Origin of the sequence: Frankia torreyi (assembly GCF_000948395.1) — a bacterium.
GTDB classification, from domain to species: domain Bacteria; phylum Actinomycetota; class Actinomycetes; order Frankiales; family Frankiaceae; genus Frankia; species Frankia torreyi.
The window spans coordinates 26,796-45,144 of the sequence record NZ_JYFN01000058.1 but is presented as its reverse complement, the minus strand read 5'-3'; the positions used below and the strand labels follow the sequence as shown (position 1 = coordinate 45,144).

The 18,349-nt window shown below is 72.8% G+C and carries 13 protein-coding genes, 1 tRNA gene and 4 pseudogenes; 10 read left to right on the top strand and 8 right to left on the bottom strand.

Annotation, left to right across the window (positions count from 1 at the left end; translation table 11 throughout):
- Positions 1-373 precede the first annotated feature (373 nt).
- Both FF36_RS25375 and FF36_RS25370 read right to left on the bottom strand, forming a co-directional pair.
- Complete coding sequence (locus FF36_RS25375) at positions 374-670, bottom strand: hypothetical protein (protein WP_128423630.1); 297 nt, start codon at positions 668-670, stop codon at positions 374-376.
- 85 nt (positions 671-755) lie between these two features.
- Positions 756-840, bottom strand: a tRNA-Leu gene (locus FF36_RS25370).
- Positions 841-1,595: 755 nt separating this feature from the next.
- Here FF36_RS25370 and FF36_RS25365 point away from each other — a divergent pair.
- The 3 genes from FF36_RS25365 to FF36_RS25355 all read left to right on the top strand — a co-directional run bounded on the left by FF36_RS25365 (position 1,596) and on the right by FF36_RS25355 (position 6,277).
- Positions 1,596-2,237, top strand: coding sequence for a TetR/AcrR family transcriptional regulator (locus FF36_RS25365; RefSeq protein WP_044887687.1), 642 nt, complete (start codon positions 1,596-1,598; stop codon positions 2,235-2,237).
- On the top strand, positions 2,230-4,434 hold the full coding sequence (gene shc, locus FF36_RS25360) for a squalene--hopene cyclase (protein WP_044887686.1): 2,205 nt from the start codon (positions 2,230-2,232) through the stop codon (positions 4,432-4,434). The genes FF36_RS25365 and shc overlap by 8 nt, the downstream gene beginning before the upstream one ends.
- A 133-nt stretch (positions 4,435-4,567) precedes the next feature.
- Positions 4,568-6,277, top strand: a complete 1,710-nt coding sequence (locus FF36_RS25355; protein ID WP_044887685.1) for a sensor domain-containing protein — start codon at positions 4,568-4,570, stop codon at positions 6,275-6,277.
- On the opposite strand, the gene FF36_RS25350 is transcribed toward FF36_RS25355, so the two are convergent.
- From FF36_RS25350 to FF36_RS25335, 5 genes and pseudogenes are all read right to left on the bottom strand, one after another.
- On the bottom strand, positions 6,211-6,585 hold the full coding sequence (locus FF36_RS25350) for a hypothetical protein (protein ID WP_236706129.1): 375 nt from the start codon (positions 6,583-6,585) through the stop codon (positions 6,211-6,213). The two genes, FF36_RS25355 and FF36_RS25350, sit on opposite strands and share 67 nt — an antisense overlap.
- An 8-nt stretch (positions 6,586-6,593) precedes the next feature.
- Positions 6,594-6,905: pseudogene (locus tag FF36_RS40140) on the bottom strand (HD domain-containing protein); the annotation flags it as partial.
- Position 6,906: 1 nt separating this feature from the next.
- The coding region (locus tag FF36_RS39000) for an HD domain-containing protein (RefSeq protein WP_242422849.1) at positions 6,907-7,241 on the bottom strand (335 nt) is incomplete at its 3' end.
- Between the two features lie 183 nt (positions 7,242-7,424).
- Positions 7,425-8,480 (bottom strand): alcohol dehydrogenase catalytic domain-containing protein, encoded by a 1,056-nt coding sequence (locus FF36_RS25340; protein WP_044887683.1) that lies wholly within the window; start codon positions 8,478-8,480, stop codon positions 7,425-7,427.
- Between the two features lie 74 nt (positions 8,481-8,554).
- Positions 8,555-9,346, bottom strand: a complete 792-nt coding sequence (locus tag FF36_RS25335; RefSeq protein ID WP_339325622.1) for a class I SAM-dependent methyltransferase — start codon at positions 9,344-9,346, stop codon at positions 8,555-8,557.
- 191 nt (positions 9,347-9,537) lie between these two features.
- Here FF36_RS25335 and FF36_RS25330 point away from each other — a divergent pair, with 191 nt between their 5' ends.
- Positions 9,538-10,161, top strand: a complete 624-nt coding sequence (locus FF36_RS25330; RefSeq protein WP_044887681.1) for a TetR family transcriptional regulator — start codon at positions 9,538-9,540, stop codon at positions 10,159-10,161.
- Here FF36_RS25330 and FF36_RS25325 read toward each other — a convergent pair.
- Positions 10,124-10,681 (bottom strand): AAA family ATPase, encoded by a 558-nt coding sequence (locus FF36_RS25325; RefSeq protein WP_044887680.1) that lies wholly within the window; start codon positions 10,679-10,681, stop codon positions 10,124-10,126. The genes FF36_RS25330 and FF36_RS25325 overlap by 38 nt on opposite strands.
- Before the next feature lie 1,119 nt (positions 10,682-11,800).
- Here FF36_RS25325 and FF36_RS38995 point away from each other — a divergent pair.
- The 6 genes and pseudogenes from FF36_RS38995 to FF36_RS38980 all read left to right on the top strand — a co-directional run.
- Positions 11,801-12,475: pseudogene (locus FF36_RS38995) on the top strand (LLM class flavin-dependent oxidoreductase); the annotation flags it as partial.
- Position 12,476: 1 nt separating this feature from the next.
- Positions 12,477-13,000 (top strand): LLM class flavin-dependent oxidoreductase (locus FF36_RS38990; protein ID WP_242422848.1); only part of this gene is annotated, 524 nt, incomplete at its 5' end.
- 239 nt (positions 13,001-13,239) lie between these two features.
- The gene (locus tag FF36_RS25315; RefSeq protein WP_044887697.1) at positions 13,240-14,982 is read left to right on the top strand and encodes an ABC transporter ATP-binding protein; all 1,743 of its coding nucleotides are present in this window, start codon (positions 13,240-13,242) and stop codon (positions 14,980-14,982) included.
- Positions 14,975-16,945, top strand: coding sequence for an ABC transporter ATP-binding protein (locus FF36_RS25310; protein WP_044887678.1), 1,971 nt, complete (start codon positions 14,975-14,977; stop codon positions 16,943-16,945). Before FF36_RS25315 ends, FF36_RS25310 begins: the two co-directional genes overlap by 8 nt.
- Positions 16,942-17,510, top strand: a pseudogene (locus tag FF36_RS38985) (LLM class flavin-dependent oxidoreductase); the annotation flags it as partial. The gene FF36_RS25310 and the pseudogene FF36_RS38985, both read left to right, overlap by 4 nt.
- Position 17,511: 1 nt before the next feature.
- Positions 17,512-18,021 (top strand): annotated as a pseudogene (locus tag FF36_RS38980) (LLM class flavin-dependent oxidoreductase); the annotation flags it as partial.
- Positions 18,022-18,349: the final 328 nt, after the last annotated feature.

Here is an 18,349-nt window from a genome sequence, read left to right as displayed (position 1 = left end):
GATCGCTCTCGACGCGACCGAGTTCCAAGCCGCATAATATCGAAAGAAGCAGAGCGAAACGCGAACCGATCTACACCACTCCACGGGGCACTATCAGATCCGGACACCGCACCCCTACGCCCTGCGCAGCCTGCTGGTCCACCACCAGTGCGGCCGACGCATGCAGGGCACCTGGAACCACGGACATGCTCACTACCGCTGCCGCTACCCGCAGGAATACGCCATCGCCAACCTGATCGACCACCCGCTGTCGGTCTACCTGCGCGAGGACGCGATCCTGCCCGACCTCGACGCCTGGCTGGCCACCGCCTTCGCCCCCCACCACCTCGAAGCCACCCTGGACGCCCTGGCGACCCAGCAGCCCGCGGAGACGTCAGCCGCCACCGACCCGAACCGCAGAAAGATCGCCGCCTGCGACCGCAAGCTCGCCCAGCACCGCGCTGCCCTGGAAGCCGGCGCCGACTCCGCCCTCGTCACCGGCTGGATCAACGAAACCCAGGCCGAACGCGCCGAGGCAGTCGCCGCCCTCGCACGGGCAGGCGACCGGAGACAGAACCCGCCGCCCCGCCTCACCCGCCAAGAGATCAAGAACATCGTCGAAGCCCTCGGCGGGATCGCCACCGTCCTTCGCACGGCAGACCCTACCGACAAGGCCGAGATCTACCAGCAACTGGGACTGCGCCTCAGCTATGACCATGAGACGCGCATCGTGTCCGCCGAAGCCTCACCAAGACCATCGGTGGGCCTAGTGGCCGTGTCCGAGGGGGGACTTGAACCCCCACGCCCGATAAAGGGCACTAGCACCTCAAGCTAGCGCGTCTGCCATTCCGCCACCCGGACAGGTGGTCGCGGGGTGTCTCACCCGCGCACGTCTGCGATGTTACACGGTCAGAGCAGGTGTCTGTCGCTACCCCCGGCCACCGGCAGATCAAGGCAACGGGGGCGTGGAACACGTGCCTGCAGCGCCCTCGGCCCCGCCCCTCCGGCCCCTCTCCCCCGATGGCGACCATGACGCCGCTCCCTGTCGATCCGGCAGCAGCGGCTCTGCCGGTCATCGTCGCCGCCGAGCCTGGGGCCGACACGGGCGAGGCACGAGGCGCTGCGGGGAGGGTCGCCGGACGGGGAGCGACCGGCGGAGTCCGACGCCCTCGGGACGGCGTCGGTCGATCAGAGTCGGCACACCATCGGGCGGGTTCCTCATGGAGGTGAATGGCACTGGGGGCTCGTCCTCTCGACGCGGGTACAGGTGATCGGCGCGGACAAGCGCGCAGGAGGCGGCCGGGGCCACGAGGCCCGGCCACGGCGCCCGGCTCCGGTCCGGCCTGGCCTTGGTCCACCAAACCCCCCAGGTCAGCACGCATGCGGGCGCACCCGGCCCGCCTGCGCACACGCCTCGCCACCGGCTCGCCGGGTCGTGGCCGCCCGCTGCCCGCCGCGACTCGCGGCACCGAGCGAGCGTCGGCTGGCGGCGGTGGACAGCGACTGGCGGCGACTGTCACACGGACGCAGTAGGCATCCTTTGCCATGTGGCAGTTCGTGCCATATGTTCCGAGATGTCAGTTTTGGCGCATCGAGATCTTCGGGTGGTTCGGGGGATGTCCGAGCAGCAGACGGAAAGTCTGCGGGAACGCAAGAAGCGCCGCACGCGCCAGTCGATCATCGACGTGGCGCACGCCCTCTTCCACGACAACGGCTACGACACGACCACGGTCGAGGCGATCGCGGCGGGCGCCGACGTGTCCGTCCGCACCTTCTTCCGGTACTTCGCGAACAAGGAAGAGGTGGCCCTCGCACCGCTGGACGAGATGGGCGAGCTCACCCTGACGGCCCTGCGCCGGCGTCCGGCCGACGAGCCGCCGCTCACCGCCCTGCGCGCCGCGGTCATCGACGCCTGGACGATCATGAGCCCGGACGGCGAGTCGCTGCGGCACTACACCGATCATCTGCTGCCGATCGGCAACGCCTCCGCGCTCGCCGGGGCGGTTCAGAACCGGATCGTCGCCCTGGGCGACCGGTTCGCGCTGGAGTTCGTCGAGGGCGACGACCCCGACGGCCCGCAGCCGCGACGCACGGACCTCGACGCCTCGCTGGCCGCCTTCGCCTTCCTCGCCGCCGTGCAGGTCGCCGTGCGCGCCTGGTGCGCCTCGGACAGCACCGATCCCGCGGATCTCGCCGCCACCGCCCTGATCTGCCTGGACAGCCTCGTCATCGAAAGGAACCCCGCACACCGTGCCTGACCTCGAGCTTCGCGATGTCGACCGCGCGGATGGAACGCACCCCGCCCCGGACCCCGGGCGCACGGACACCCTGTCCCAGGACGCGGCGGACGGCCTGCGGGAGACGGTCCAGCGGGCCGCCGAGCATCTGCTCTCCCTCCAGGACCCGCACGGATGGTGGAAGTTCGACCTCGAGACCAATCCGACGATGGACGCCGAGGACCTCCTCCTGCGGGAGTACCTCGGCATCCGCACCGTCGAGCAGACCGAGGCCACCGCGAAGCACATCCGCTCCCGGCGACTCGACGACGGCTCCTGGCCGACCTATTTCGGCGGCCCCGGGGAGCTGTCCACCACGGTCGAGTGCTACATCGCCCTGCGGCTCGCCGGTGACCCCGCCGACGACGAGCCGCTACGGCGCAGCGCCGCGTGGATCCGCGAGCGTGGCGGCATCCCGGCGACCAGGGTTTTCACCCGGATCTGGCTGGCGCTGTTCGGCTGGTGGCGCTGGGAGGATCTACCGGTCCTGCCGCCCGAGATCATGTTCCTTCCCCCGCGGGCGCCGCTGAGCATCTACTCGTTCGCCTCCTGGGCCCGCCAGACCATCGTCCCGCTGACGATCGTCTCAGCGTTGCGCCCCCGGCGCCCGGCGCCGTTCGACCTGGCCGAGCTGGGCGCCGACGAGGTCCCCGACGCCCAGTCCCCCGACACCGCCCAGTCCCCCGCCGCCCGGCCCCCCGCCGGCGGGCGGACGCTGCGGGACGCCGTGCGGCGCCTGGGAGCCGACCGGCCGAACACGGCGAAGGTCTTCTTCCGGGGGCTGGACGCGACACTGCACCGCTACCACCGCCACCCGGTCGGGCCGCTGCGCCGGCACGCCCTGCGCACCGCGGAACGATGGATCATCGCCCGGCAGGAGGCGGACGGCTGCTTCGGCGGGATCCAGCCGCCCGCCGTCTACTCGATCATCGCGCTGCGCCTGCTCGGCTACGACCTCGACCATCCGGTCCTCGCCGCCGCGCTGCGCTCGCTCGACGCCTACACCCTGCACCGCGAGGACGGCTCCCGCATGGTCGAGGCCTCCCAGTCGCCGATCTGGGACACGGCGTTGGCCGTCCTCGCCCTGGCCGACGCGGGCATCGACGCCCCTGCCGACGTCGACATGACGCCCGCGCTGCCCACCCAGCGGGTCGCGACCGGCGCCCCGGGGCAGCCCGCGACGGTTCCGACAGCGCTGGAACGGGCCGCCGACTGGCTGCTCGGCCAGGAGGTCCAGCACCGCAGAGGTGACTGGGCCGTCGCCCACCCGACCGTCGCGCCGGGCGGTTGGGCGTTCGAGTTCGACAACGACACCTACCCCGACACCGACGACACCGCCGAGGTCGTGCTGGCGCTGCACCGACTGAACCGGCTGCGTCGACTGCGCCACCCGGCGGGCACAAGGGTCGACGCCGCCCTCGAACGGTCCACGACCTGGCTGTTCGCCCTGCAGTCCCGCGATGGCGGATGGGGGGCCTACGACTCCGACAACGCCAGCACCCTCGTCTACCAGATTCCGTTCGCGGACTTCGGTGCCCTGACCGACCCGTCGTCCGCCGACGTCACCGCGCACGTCGTCGAACTGCTCTGCGAGACGGGACGGATCCGCGACCCGCGCACCCTGCGCGGCGTCGACTGGCTGCTGCGCAACCAGGAGGCCGACGGGTCCTGGTACGGCCGCTGGGGCGTCAACTACGTCTACGGCACCGGCTCGGTGCTGCCCGCCCTGCAGGCCGCGGGGCTCCCGCCGACCCACCCGGCGATGCGGGCGGGCGCGCAATGGCTGCTGTCGCGGCAGAACCCCGACGGCGGCTGGGGCGAGGACATCCGCTCCTACGGCGACCCGGCGTGGTCCGGCCGCGGGATCTCCACCCCCTCGCAGACGGCCTGGGCGATGCTCGGCCTGCTCGCCGCCGACCACGGCGGCACCCACGGCAACGCCTCCGCCCACAGCAGCGCCTCCGCCCACGGCAGCGCCTCCGCCCACGCCGACGCCCTGGCCGGCGCGGCCCGCTGGCTCACCGAGCAGCAACGCCCCGACGGCGGCTGGGACGAGGAGATGTTCACCGGCACCGGCTTCCCGGGCTTCTTCTACCTCAACTACCACGGCTACCGGCTGGTGTGGCCCGTCATGGCCCTCGGCCGCTACCTGCACAGCCGCCAGCACCCGTCCGACTGACCTCCCGGACCGCCGGGCGGCCAGCTCCGCACACACCGTCACGTCATCACTAAATGCACACATCTGCTTACCGCCCAGGCGCCCGGGTACGACGAGACCCGATAGCAACGCACTGGTAGGTAGGTGGACAGTCATGCCCCTGGATGTGCAGCCGGATCTCATCGAGATTCTGGACATCGCGGTCGTCGAGGCGACCGTGCGGGATCACCGCATCCGCCGGGCCAACGCGGCCGCCTGCGCCCTGTTCGGCCGGCCCGAGGCCGAGGTCGTCGGCCTGGACTGGGAGAAGATCACCACCCCGGCGGACCATGCCCGCCTCCACGCGCAGATCCGCTTCCGCCAGGCCAGCGGCCGACGCCGGGAACGGATGATGGTCCGCCTGCTGCAGCCGGACGGCGACCTGCGCCACGCCCTGGCCACCATCGTGCTGCGGACCGATCCCGACGGCGAGGAGTACTTCGTCGTCCATCTCCAGGACGTGTCCGAGGAGATCGCCGCCCAGGACCGGCTGCGGCTCATCGTGGAGAACACGCCGGTGTCGATGTTCCTGATCGACCGCGGCGGGCGGGTCCTCGTCAGCGAGGGGACCGTCAGTCCGGAGGCGGCCGCCGGGCTGGCGGAGGCGCGGGCGTCGTCCATCTTCACCTCGTTCGCCTACCTGCCGCAGGCGACGTCGATCATGCGGCGGGCGCTCGACGGGGAGCGCGTCCACCAGGTCCTCGAGGCGTTCGGCCGCCGCCTCGACGTGCACCTCGTGCCCATCCCGGGGCCCGGCGGCCGGGTGGCCTCGGTCGCCGCGGTGGCCAGCGACGTCACCGACCTGCACGTGGCGCTGGCCAGCGTGCGGGCCCGGTCCGCCGAGCAGGCGGTCGTCGCCGACCTGGGCCGCCGCGCCCTGGAGGCGCGCGAGTCGGCCGAGCTGTGGCAGCGGGCGGTCACGGCGCTGGCGGACCATCTCGGCGCCGACCTGGTGCGGGCCTACGGTATCGACGCGGACGGGAAGCGGGTCGGCCCGCTCGCCCGCGAGGATCGGCGCGAACCGGAGGTCCCGACCGGAACGCAGCGGGATCCGCCGCGCTCCGCCGCCGGCTGGGTGACGGTGCCGGTCGGCCGCCCCGATCGACCGCTGGCAATGATCGAACTGCACCGGGCGCCGCTGGGCGAGCAGGAACGCGAGTTCGTCCATGCGGTCACCGCGGTGCTCGGTTCGGCCGCCCTGCGCTTCCGGATGGAAGCCGAGATCCGCCACCGGTCGCTGCATGACGGGCTCACCGGCCTGCCGAACCGCACCGCACTGCTCGACCGCCTCGGCCGGGCACTGCGCCGAGCCGACCACGACGGGCGGCGGGTCGGGGTGCTCTTCGTCGACCTCGACGGCTTCAAGGCGATCAACGACACCCTTGGTCACCAGGCCGGCGACGACCTGCTGCGCACCACGGCCGCCCGGCTGTCCCACGCCGTGCGGCCCGGCGACGTGGCCGGACGCCTCGCCGGCGACGAGTTCGCCGTCCTGTGCGAGGACGTCGACGGCACCGCCGACCTCGAGGCGATCGCCGACCGGGTGGTGACCGCACTCGCGGCACCGGTCCGGCTGTGCGACCGCCCCGTCACGCTGACCGGGAGCGTCGGACTGGCCCTGTCAAACCCGGACCTTGCCGACGCCGAGACCCTGCTGAACGCCGCCGACATCGCCATGTACACGGCGAAGCGCAACGGTCCCGGCCAGCGCCTGGCCTATGCCACCGGGATGCGGACCCCGGTGGCGGCGAGCACGCGTCAGAAGTTGACGCGTGACCAGCTGAAGACGGCCGGGGCCGACGGGTCGATGCTGAGCTTGAGATAGTCGTTCGCCTGGCCGCTGCCATCGACGACGATCCGCGTCACGTTCGGGACCTCAAGGTCCTTCGGTGCCAGCGGATGGATGCCGTAGAGCGGATCCGTGCGGGTGAACGGATGGTCGACCCGGAAGACGTGCGAGTCGCCCTCCAGGAGGAGCACCGGCTTGCCGAAGTGGCCGGCGAGGGTGCCGATCCGCTTCACGATGGCGTCGTAGCCGGTCAGGCCGTCCCCGCCCGCGGCCAGCGCGCTGGTGTCCCACATGTCCGCCTGCAGGAGCAGCGCGACGCCGGCAGCGGGCCCGCGGGGTGGCATCACCGGCGTTATTCGGGCCACGGGGAGTCGAGGATGGTGTCGACGAAGTCGCGGCGGCGGAAGCCGGGCAGGTAGTGCGCGAGGACGTCCGCCTTGACATTGCCGAAGGTGGTGTCCGGCCTGGGCGCGATGCCGTCGGTGAAGGCGCGCAGGATACGACGTTTGAAGTCCGGCCGGGGGTGCAGCTCGGTGATCGCGTCCCGGTCGGCGTCGCTGACGTCGTGGTAGCCGATTCCGAGCACGTCGTACTCCACCCCGGCGGTGAGCAGGGCGACCTCGGGCTCCATGAACTCCGGGATGCCCGGGGTGGTGTGCAGGGCNATGGCCGTCCACACCCGCCGGATGCTGTCCTCGGGCATCCCGTGCCCGTGCAGGAAACGGCGTGCCTCGTCGGCACTGTCCACCTCGAAACGCCGGCCGCTGCGGCGGAACCCCTCGTTGAGACCGAGATCGTGGAACATCGCCGCGACGTAGAGCAGCTCCGGGTCGAAGCTCAGCCCGCGGCGGCGGCCCTGCAGGCCGGCGAAGCAGTAGACCCGCCGCGAGTGGTGGTAGATCAGGTCGTCGGTGGCGTCGCGCACCAGCTCGGTGGCCTGCGCGGCCAGGCTCGTGTCGGGTACGGCAACGCCGGCGAGCGGCACGGTGCTGCTGGTCATGGTGACTCCCCCCGGGTCGATGGCTGACCGTTGTCGGTCGAGCATCGTGGAGGTACCCGGGGCGACGGCCGCAGGAACGGCCCGGGGAGGCGGCCGCAAGGAACGGCCGGGGGACGCGGCCGACGACCGCCGGGACACCAGCGGCGTCAGCCTCTCCCCGCGTCGCCGGGTCAGCTCGCCGGGTCAGCTCGCCGAGTCCGCCAGGACGATGACCGCGCGGCCGAAGATCTTGCCGGCCTCGAGGTCGTCGAACGCCTGCAGGCCGTCGTCGAAGCTGTACCGGCTGAGGTTGGCGGTGATCCGACCGGTCCGGGCCAGCGCCACCAGGTCGTGGAGATCCTGATGGTTCCCGCTGTAGGGGCGGGTGAGCGACGCGCCCCACGGCAGGGAGACCGACGTCTGCGAGGTCTCGAACGAGAAGACCCCGTCGCTGAGGCCCGGCACCCGGATGGCGCCGTAGGGCGCGACGACGGCGCCCGACAGCGCGAGGGTCTGGTTGTTGCCGACCAGATCCAGGACGACGTCGGCACCGTAACCACCGGTGACCGCCAGGACCTTCGCGGCGACCTCGGGATCGTCGGAGCGCAGCGCGTGGTTGACCTTCTCCCGGACGGCGGCGAGCGACGCGTCCCTGATGTCCAGGGCGATGATCTGCGCCGCGGTGAGTTCCCGCAGGAGCGCGACCGCGAACTGCCCAAGGCCGCCGATCCCGATGACCACCGCCGTGGACCCGGGGCCGAGCAGGTCGAGAGTGGCCCTGATGGAGTGGTAGGGCACGAGGCCCGCGTCGGCGAGCACGGCGGCGAAGGCGGGGTCCAGACCATCGGCCGGGACTAGCGCGGAGGCGTTCACGGCAACGTAGTCGGCCATTCCGCCGTTCACGGAGACCCCGGGCGTCGGGGCCGGATGAAGTCGGTTCCCGGTGTTGCGGCAGGCGTTCTCCTGACCGGCGATACACATCCGGCACACGCCGCAGGACCAGACCGGATGCACGATCACCTGGGAACCCGGCGAGAAATGCGGGAAACCGTCGGCGATGTCGACGATCTCACCGGCGATTTCATGGCCCAGAATCGTCCCGTCAGGAATCATCTGTTCAGCCGATTTCCGGACGTGGATATCGGTCTGACACACGCCGGCGGCCGCGACCTTGACGAGGGCCTGACCAGCACCGATGGTGGGCTTCGGGACCTCGACCTGGCGGACGTCCCGCACCCCGGCAAACTGTATTGCGCGCACGAACTTCTCCCTGAGGTATTTCGGCCGCTATTTCCGACCGACGCATGAACGCCGGANAAAACGAGCCGATACACTTATTCTGGGCAGCCAGGACGACTGTACGCCTTCGCCGTGTCGGTGCGCGCCGCGGTGATCACCACGGCGGCGTAGCGCATCGGGAAGACGCCGCCGACCGCGTCGACGGCGGCGCCGAGGCCTGCCAGCAGCCGTGCAAGGGTGGCCGGCGGGAACGTGCTGTGGCCGCCGAAGGTGGGCACCTGGTCCAGCCACTCGTCCCGGGTGTAGGACTGCTCCCGGTCGAACCGCCACTGCTCCGGCTCGCCGAACGCGCCCGACCGGCGGATCCCGTCGGCGGCCCTGGCGAGCAACGTCGAGTAGCCGTCCGGGCCGGGCATCGCCCGGTGGTAGAGCAACGCGTCGGGCAGCACCCGGCGGTAGACGGCGGAGAAGGCCGCCGCCAGGCCGGCCGGCGGCTGGCCCGCGTTCCAGAACACCGCCAGCCGACCGCCGGGCCGCAGCACCTGCGCCGCCCTGCTCGCTCCCGCGACCGGATCCACCCAGTGCCAGGTCTGTCCCGCGATGACCGTGTCGAAGGTGCGGCCGGCGGGATCCCAGGCTTCGAACGCCGCCACCTCGGCCTCGATCCCGCTGCGCCGCGCCCACTGCGCCATCCGCGCATCCACGTCGACCCCGAGCACCCGGCAGCCGGCCGCGCGGAACTGCCGGGCGGCGATGCCGGTCCCGCAGCCGACGTCGAGGAGATCGGGCCCGGTACCGGCCGCCACGATCCGGCGCACCAGGGCCTCGGGGTAGCGGGGGCGGGTCCGGTCGTAACGATCGGGGTCGGCGCCGAACGACTCCGCCATCGGTCGGTGGCGGTGTGGCTCCTGGTCGGAAGGACGCGCCGACCCAGAAGGTAGAGTGGGCATGCGCCCACTCTAATGGGCGCATGCCCACTCGACAATCGCGCCGAGCCCCGTCACGAGCGGTCCACCCCAAACGGCCCGGCGCATGCAGCCCGCCGCACGCAGCCCGCCGCAAGCAGGAGGATGAGACGATGCCGACCGGAGTGGCCCTGCGCGACGTGCGCGAGCAGCTCTTCGACGCGGCCGAACGCGTCCTGCTGCGCGACGGGCCGAACGCGCTGACGAGTCGAGCGGTCACCACCGAGGCGGGCTGCGCCAAGGGCGTCCTGCACCGGCACTTCGCCGACTTCGACGCCTTCCTCGCCGAACTCGTACGCGACCGCGTCGCCCGAATCATCCGGCAGGGCGCCGACCTGCGCGAACGCGCCGGGACCGGCACCGTCGCCAGCAACCTCACGGCCGCGCTGACGGACCTGTTCGGCTCGCTCGCGCTGGCAGTCGTCGGCCTCGTCACCGCCCGCGACGAGCTGCGCGCCGCCCTGCGCCGGACCGGAACGGCCGGCGTCCCCGTCCTGACGGAGGCCACCGCGATGGTCGCCGCCTACCTCGCCGCCGAGCGCGACCTCGGCCGCCTCACCGCGGACGCCGACACCGACACGCTCGCGCTCATGCTGATCGGCGGCGGCCACCTGTTCTTCGCCGGCCGGGACGGCACTCCCCCGGACCCTGACGCCGTCCGCAAGGTCGTGACCACGGCCATCGCCAGCGCCACCCGCTTCAGTTCTCCGGCTGGGGGGGCAGTCGCTGGAGGATGAACGCGACGCGGGAGTCAGGGTCGGTTCTGGGCAGACTGATCAGGCGGTAGCCGTGGCGGGTGTAAGCCTCGGCCATTGCGTCGTGGGTACGGACGGCCTCGTCGAAATCCTGGGTGCGTTCGCGGTCACGCGTGTAGATCTCGGGCCAGGGCGGCGCGAGAAAGACCCGGCGGTGGTAGCGGAACTTCTGCGCGGCGGCGGTCACATGTGCCGGAATCGGCTGGCCGAGCAGCAGATAGTAGCCGACCACGTCGGGGATGCCCCGGTCGAAGAAAACCGTCCCTGCCTGCCGGGTGGCCTCGCGGTGGGAGCACATATCCCACGACAGCATGAGCTCGGCGAACAGCAAAGAATCCGCCTCGTGGCGGGCCTGACCACCAACGGTGATCTGATCCTGGAGAATACGCCTGCCGGCTTCGGGGATGCAGGGGAACCCTCGCCGCTGGAGCTCGTCGACGAGGGTGGTCTTACCGGCTCCGGGGCCGCCGGTGATGACGACGAAGTCGTCGGATGTACTCACGGTGCTTGGATCTCCTTGGGCGGGTGCATGCGAAGGCGGCGGATCCCCTGGTGTGATGCCTGGGAAACCGCCGCACCAGGGGATGTACCTGGCTGGGTCAGCGCGATGACGCCGTTGCCACGCGGGGCATCGGCCAAGCGGTGAGAATGCTGGACGCGACCACGGCGCCGCGCTGTCCGCGGGCGGTACCGGTCAACCGGCAGAGCGCCTCAGCGGCCTACTGGCCGGCGGGCAGAGTCGCGATGTCATCGGCGACGATCGGGTTTCCACGATCATATCCGGAAGGCCGGTACGCGGGCCCCGGTTCCGCGGCGCACCATGATCGCCGACGGCGAGACAGGATCAGGGCACGTGATGCGGTTCCGCGGAACAGCCTGATCGCCGGTGGCGACGCCGGTGGTCGGCAGCCGATCCGGCCGCCCGTCCGGGGTGTATGCCTGCTCCCGCCAGCGCCGGCCGATTCGATCGATGACGAATCCCGATCGGTGCGATCGCGGATAGGCGTTGGACAGCCCAACAAGTTCCCATCATCCTGACAAACATGTCAGGGAATCTGGGTGGGAACGCGGGCGGGCTGGTTGCAGTGCGCGCACGCCGCCCGGCGCGCATGGCCGCCCCGGCGCGGGTGCTCACCCGCCGGCGGTTCGTCGATTACGGGATCCTCGCGTCCGCCTGCTGTCGCCCCTGCTGATCGGGCCCCCTTCCGCCCCTGCCCGTCCGGCCATCCCTGCCCGTCCGGCCATCCCGGTCCGCCCGCCGGCCCCGGCGTACCCTGCCCGGTCCTGGCCCGCACGTCAGCCACGTCACCGACCTCCACCGCCCTCACCCGGGCGATGTCCGACCGTGCGCTCGGCGCCGGGGCGCAGGCCCGGGCCGGCCGGTCCCGCGAAGCACCTCCGCCCTGACCGGGCCGGCGCCCCGGGCCACTGCGACCCGATCCCCTGGTCGGACCTGTTCCAACGCTCCCTGCGCGCGACAGCGCCTCGATCCCGCACGCGACGGCCTTCCGCGTGCCCGGAAGCGATCAGACGGACGAACCACGACGACGACGACCCGCGGGGACGACCACGCCCCGGCTCCGGCCCGACCTCGTACGACAGCTTCGAAAGGACTGGCGCAATGACCAACCCCGCCGCGATCCCCGAGACCGCGTCCCCGCAGGTCGAGTTCATCAGCCTGTCGCACCTCAACCCGTCGACCGAGCTGAACCCGCTGCCGAGCCGCGGCATCGACCTGCCGTACTTCAAGAAGTACGTGCGGGCCCTCGAGGAGTCCGGCTACGACTACACCCTGCTGCCCTACGGCTCGAACAGCGCCGACTCGTTCGTCCTCGCCTCGGCCGTCGGCCAGCTCACCGAACGCCTGCGGCCCATCGTCGCGCTGCGGCCGAACACGACGTTCCCGCTGGTGGCGGCGCAGAAGCTCGCCACCCTCGACCAGCTCACCGAGGGTCGCGCCGTCGTCCACCTCATCTCCGGGGGCAACGACGCCGAGCAGGCCCGCCAGGGCGACTACCTGCCCAAGGACCGCCGCTACGCGCGCACGTCGGAGTTCATCGACCTGCTGCGCCGTGCCTGGACCGAGACCAGCCCATTCAGCCACGAGGGCGAGTTCTACAAGTTCGACGAGTTCGGCCCCGGCTTCGCGCCGTACGGCACCACCATCCCGATCTCGATCGGCGGGCAGTCCGACGCCGCGTTCGGCGTCGGCGGCGCCAAGGCGGACATCTTCAGCTTCTGGGGTGAGCCGCTGGCCGACCTGCGCAAGGAGATCGACCGGGTCAACGGCATCGCCNCCGCGGCCGGCCGCACCGACCGTCCGCGCATCTGGGTGACCTTCCGCCCGATCATCGCCCGGACCGACGAGCTGGCCTGGCGCAAGGCGTTCGACTACGCCGCCCGGATCGAACAGACCTTCAACGCCGGGCCGGCCCGCGCCTTCCTCAAGGGCGCCCCGCAGAACGTCGGCTCGCAGCGCGCCCTCGCGTTCGCCGCGAAGTCCGAGGTCTACGACCGCGCGCTGTGGACCCGCACCGCGGCCGCGACCGGCGGGCTGGGCGCGTCGACCGCGCTGGTGGGCAGCCCGGAGACCGTCGCCGCCGCGATCCTCGACTACGTCGACCAGGGCGCGAGCCTGGTGTCGATCCGCGGCTACGACACCCTCGCGGACGCCGTCGACTACGGCCGCCACGTCCTGCCGCTGGTCCGCCAGGAGATCGCGCACCGGGCGGCCACCGGGCAGCGCGGCGCCCTCCAGGACGCCCACCCCGGCGCCCTCGCCCCCGGCTTCGACGCTGCCGCCCTCGCCGGCGCCCACTGAGGCGACGGGCACGCGACGAGCAGGCGACGAGCAGGCAGCGACGGACGGGCAGGCGATGACCGACCGGCAGGCGATGACGGTGAGGAAAGTGGTTCGACGATGACGGCGGCGGTGGCGGTCGTCCGCGGACGGGTCGACCGCCACCGCGGCCCGGCCCGGGAGCACGGGTGACGCGGGGACGCGACGGGCGGGAGCGGGTCCGAGGCGGGGCCGGGACGTTCTGGGTGGGGCTGCGCACGATGCTGGACGGCTCCGTCGCGCATCCGAGGGCGGCCGTGGTCGGCGCCGTCACCGGCGTCGTCAACGGGGTCACCATGATCTTCTCCGCGGCGGCGATCGGCTGGGCGACGGACCATCTGATCGTCCCCGCCTTTGCCGGCGGCCACGTCGGCCGCGCCACCTGGTGGATGGCCGCGGGCGCGATCCTCGGCGTGTCCACCGTGCGCTGGACGACGATCCTCGTGCGGGGCATCGCCACCGGCCACGTCCAGTACGGCTCGCAGGCCCGCATCCGCCGCGCCGTCGTCCGCCGCTACCTCGAGCTGGATCTGTCGTGGCACCGCCGGCACGCGCCCGGCCGCCTGCTGTCGACCGCCGTGTCCGACGTGGACGCCCTGTGGTCACCGATGGTCGTCTGGTATTTCGCGCTCGGCATGGTCGTCATGCTGGTCGTCGCGATCGGCCAGATGTTCCGTCACGACCTGGCGCTCGGGCTTGTCGGCGTCGCCCTCGTCGGGTCCGTCCTCGGTCTGAACCTGCTGTACCAGCGCCTGCTCGCCGCCCGCGCCCGGGCCGTGCAGGACAGCCGCGGCGAGTTCGCCACCCTCGCCCTGGAGAGCATCGAGGGCGCCCAGGTCGTGCGGACGCTGGGCCTCGCCGACCGCGAACGCGCCCGCGTCGGCGCCGCCGCGGATCGGCTGCGCCGCGCCACCACCTCGATGGGCGCCGTCAGCTCACTGTTCGACCCGATCCTGGAGCTGCTGCCGACCGGCGCGATCCTCGCCGTCCTCGTCGTCGGATCCCGGCGGGTCGCAAGCGGCGACCTCAGCGTCGGCGTGCTCGTCGAGATCGTCTACCTGCTGCTCACCATCTCCATCCCGCTCGCCGTCATCAGCCGCTTCCTGGGCATGCTGCCCCTGTCGGCGGCCGGACGGTCCCGGATCGCCGCTGTCCTCGGCTCCACCGAGACCACCGACTACGGGACCCGTGCCCTGCCCAGTGCGGGCCCGCTGGGGCTGGCCGCGCGGGGTGTCGGGCACGTCCAAGGCGGGCGGCACCTGCTTGCGGACATCGATCTGGAGATCTCCCCCGGCGAGATCGTCGCGCTGGTGGGTGCGACCGGCGCGGGCAAGTCGACCCTGCTGGACCTGCTCGGTCGGCTCGTCGACCCGGCCGAGGGGGTTGTCGAGATCGGCGGGATCCGCGCTCCCGAGCTCGCCCACGGGCAGATCCGCGCGCACCTCGCCGTGGTGTCGCAGACCCCGTGGATGGCCGGCGACAGCATCCGCGCGAACCTGCACCTCGACGGCCACCCCCGCGAGCGTCGCCCCTACTCCGATGCCGAGCTCTGGCGGGCACTCGGCGCCGCCGGGGCCGACACGCTGGTGCGCGACCTGCCCAACGGGTTGGACACCCGGGTCGGCGAGCGCGGCACCCGACTGTCCGGCGGCCAGCGTCAGCGCCTGTGCCTGGCCCGCGCCCTGCTGCGCGCGCCGCGCGCCATCCTGCTCGACGACGCCACCTCCGCCCTCGACCCGGCCGTGGAACGCGAGGTGCTCGCCGCCGTGGCGGGCCTGCGCGGGCACACCACCGTGCTCATCGTCGGCGGACGCCCCAGCTCGGTGCTGGTCGCCGACCGGGTCGCCTTCCTGCGCGCGGGCCGGCTCGTCGCCGTGGGGACCCACGCCGAGCTGCTCGACGCCGAGCCCGACTACCGGCGGATCCTGCAGGCCTACGGAACGGCGGAGGCGATCCATGGCTGACCGCGGCCGCGACGGCCGGCAGCCCACCGAGCCTGAACCCGCCGAGCCTGAGCCCGCCGAGCCTGGGCTCGCCGACCTGGGCTCGGTCGGGGCGCGCGAGCTCGCCCGCCTGGTCCGGTCGACCACCCCCGTGGTGACGGCCGGCCTGCCGCTGACCCTGCTGCTGGCGGTCGTCGCCGGCGCCGGGCGCATCGTGACCGCGTTGACCGTCCAGTACGCCCTCGACCACGGCCTGCTCAGCCCGGACCGCGGCGCGACCGACGTCGTCGCGCACGCCGTGCTCGTCGGCGCGGCGGCCACCGTCGCGGCGATCCTCGCCTCCTGGTGGCTCAACCAGCGGCTCTACCGGCGCACGGAGGCCGCCCTCGCCGAGCTGCGCACGGGCGGCATCGCCCGCATCCACGAGATCGCCCCGGAGACGTTCGCGGGACTCTCCGGTGCCGATCTCGTCACCCGCCTGACCAGCGACTCCGAGGCGGTCACGACCTTCGTCCAGAACGGCGGCGTCCTGCTGCTCGTCAACGTCACCCAGATGATCATCGCTGGGGCCCTCGTGGCGCTCTACTCCTGGCAGCTCGCACTGCCCGTGCTGGGCCTGGCGGCATTGCTGTTCGTCGGCATGCGTCGCCTGCAGATGCTCGTCGCCCGTCGCTACGCCGCCGTGCGCACGAGCGTCTCGGCCCTGCAGTCCACCGTCGGCGAGGCCGTCAGCGGCATCGGGGTCATCCGCTCGACAGGCACCGAGGAGCGGACCCGGCTCGGCCTCGACCGGGCCGTCGAGGCCACCGCGGCGGCCCAGCGCCGCACCCTCGTGCCGCTGCACATCAACACCGCCCTCGGCGAGGTCGCCATCTCGGTCATGACCGTGTTCGTCGTCGTCGCCGGGACCCGCTGGTCGACCGCGCACACCCGGTGGGAACCGGCGCTGCACCTGTCCGCGGGCGAGCTGGTCGCCATGCTCCTGCTCGTCACCTTCTTCGTCCGCCCCCTGCAGGCCCTCGTGCAGAACCTGGGGGAGATCCAGAACGCGGTCGTGGGCTGGCGGCGCGCGCTGGAGATCCTCGCGACGCCGTCGGGCGTGGTCGACGGCGCCGACGCCCGCGAGCTGCCCGCCGGGCCGATCGGGGTCGAGCTGGCCGACGTCGCCGCCGCCTACGGGACGGGCCCGCCGGTCGTGGAGCACCTGACGGTCGCCATCTCCCCCGGCGAGCACGTCGCCGTGGTCGGCGAGACCGGCTCCGGCAAGAGCACCCTCGCCAAGCTGCTGACCCGCCAGATCTCGGCGAGCCGCGGCCTCGTCCTGCTCGGCGGCGTCCCCGTCGGCCGGGTGTCGGAGGCGTCGTTCCAGCGTCGCGTCGCCATCGTCCCGCAGGACCCGTTCCTGTTCGACGCCACCATCGCCGAGAACATCGGCGTCGGGGTGCGCGGCGACTCCGGCCTGCGCGGCGACTCCGGCCTGCGCGGCGACTCCGGCCTGCGCGGCGACTCCGGCGTGCTCGACGAGATCGTCTCCTCGCTCGGCCTGCGCCCGTGGCTCGACACGCTGCCGGACGGCCTCGACACCCGCGTCGGGGTCCGGGGGGAGCGCCTGTCGGCCGGTGAGCGCCAGCTCGTCGCCCTCGCCCGCACCGCGCTGGTCGACCCCGACCTGCTCGTGCTCGACGAGGCGACCAGCGGCGTGGACCCCGCCACCGACGTCCGGATCCAGCGCGCGCTCGCCGTGCTCACGGTCGGGCGCACCACCGTCTCGATCGCCCACCGGATGGTGACGGCCGAACACGCCGACCGCGTCCTCGTCCTCGACCGCGGGCGCCTGGTCCAGAGCGGACGCCACGCCGACCTCGTCGCCGTCCCCGGCCGCTACGCCGAGCTGCACGCCGCCTGGGTCGGGCACGTCGAGCACACCGCCGCCGGCGCCGAACCCCACGAGACCGTTTCCTGGCAGAAGGAGAGCACCCCGTGACAGCCCCCGCGACCGTCACCGCCGCCGTCGACACGGCAGGCACGCCCACGCCACCCCGGCCACGCCGGCTCCGGCTCGGCTTCAACGCGCGGATCGCCTTCCCGACCGGGCAGGCCGGCGCCGCCCTGCGCGACGGCATCGAGCTGTTCCGCGTCGCCGAGCAGCTCGGCTACGACGCCGGCTGGGTCTACCAGCGCCACTTCGACAACTACCTCGCCGCTCCGATGGTGTTCCACGCCGCCGTCGCGCAGCACACCGAGCGCATCGGCCTCGGCACGGCCATCATCGGCGTCCGCTACGAGGATCCCGTGCTGCTGGCCGAGGCCGCCGGCACGGCCGACCTGCTCAGCGCGGGACGGCTACAGCTCGGCCTCGGGACCGGCCAGGGCGGCTTCGACGCCGTCTTCGGCCAGGCGCCGAACGACGGTCGCGCGCAGTCCCAGGACCGGCTCGCGGCGTTCCTGCGCGCCGTGCGCGGCGAGCGGGTCGGCGAGATCACCGACCCCGAGGGGCTGCTCCCCGTGGGCACCGAGCTGTTCGTCCGCCCGACGAGCCCGACCCTGCCNGAGCGCATCTGGTACGGCGGCGGTTCGGTCGCCTCCGCCGAGCGGGTCGGCCGCCAGGGGCTGCGGCTGCTGCTGAGCACCATCCTCAGCGGGCAGATCGACGACTACGGCGCGGAGCTCGCTCGGGCCATCGAGGCCTACCGCGGCGCCCACCCCGGGACGTCGCCGTCGCGCGTCGCCGTCGCGCGCTCGGTGCTGCCCGCCACCACCCCCGAGCTCGCCCGCGTCTACGCGGCCTACGACGCCGAGCGGCGCACCCAGGGGCCCGCCGCCTCCCGGCCGGCGGGGGCATTGGCCCCCGTCGCGGCCCCCACCTCCCGGTTCACGATGAGCCCGGTGCACCACGGCGACCCCGCCGCCGTCGTCGACGAGCTGCTCGCGGATCCGAGCGTCCCGCTCGCCGACGAGCTCATCGCGTTCCTGCCGCCCGCGTTCGGGCTGCGGGAGAACCTGCGGCTGCTCGAGGATCTCGCCGAAACCGTCGCCCCCCACCTCGGCTGGACCCCGGCCNCCCCCGCCACGGCCGGCTGACCATCGTCGGCAAGACCGGGAGCCTGCCGCGGCTCGCCGGGTGGTTCGAGGACTGGCCGCTGCCGCGGGAGCCGTTCGACGTGGTACTCGCCGCGACCGCGTTTCACTGGATCGACCCGGCCGTGCGGGTCGAGAAGGCGGCGGCGGCGCTGTGTCCCGGCGGCGCGCTGGCCACCGTCGCGACCAACCACATAGCCGGTGGCACCGAGCGGTTCTTCGTCGAGGTGCAGAACTGCTACGAGCGCTTCGATCCGACGACCCCGTCGAATCTCCGGCTGCGGACCGCCGACGAGATCGCCGAGGACGA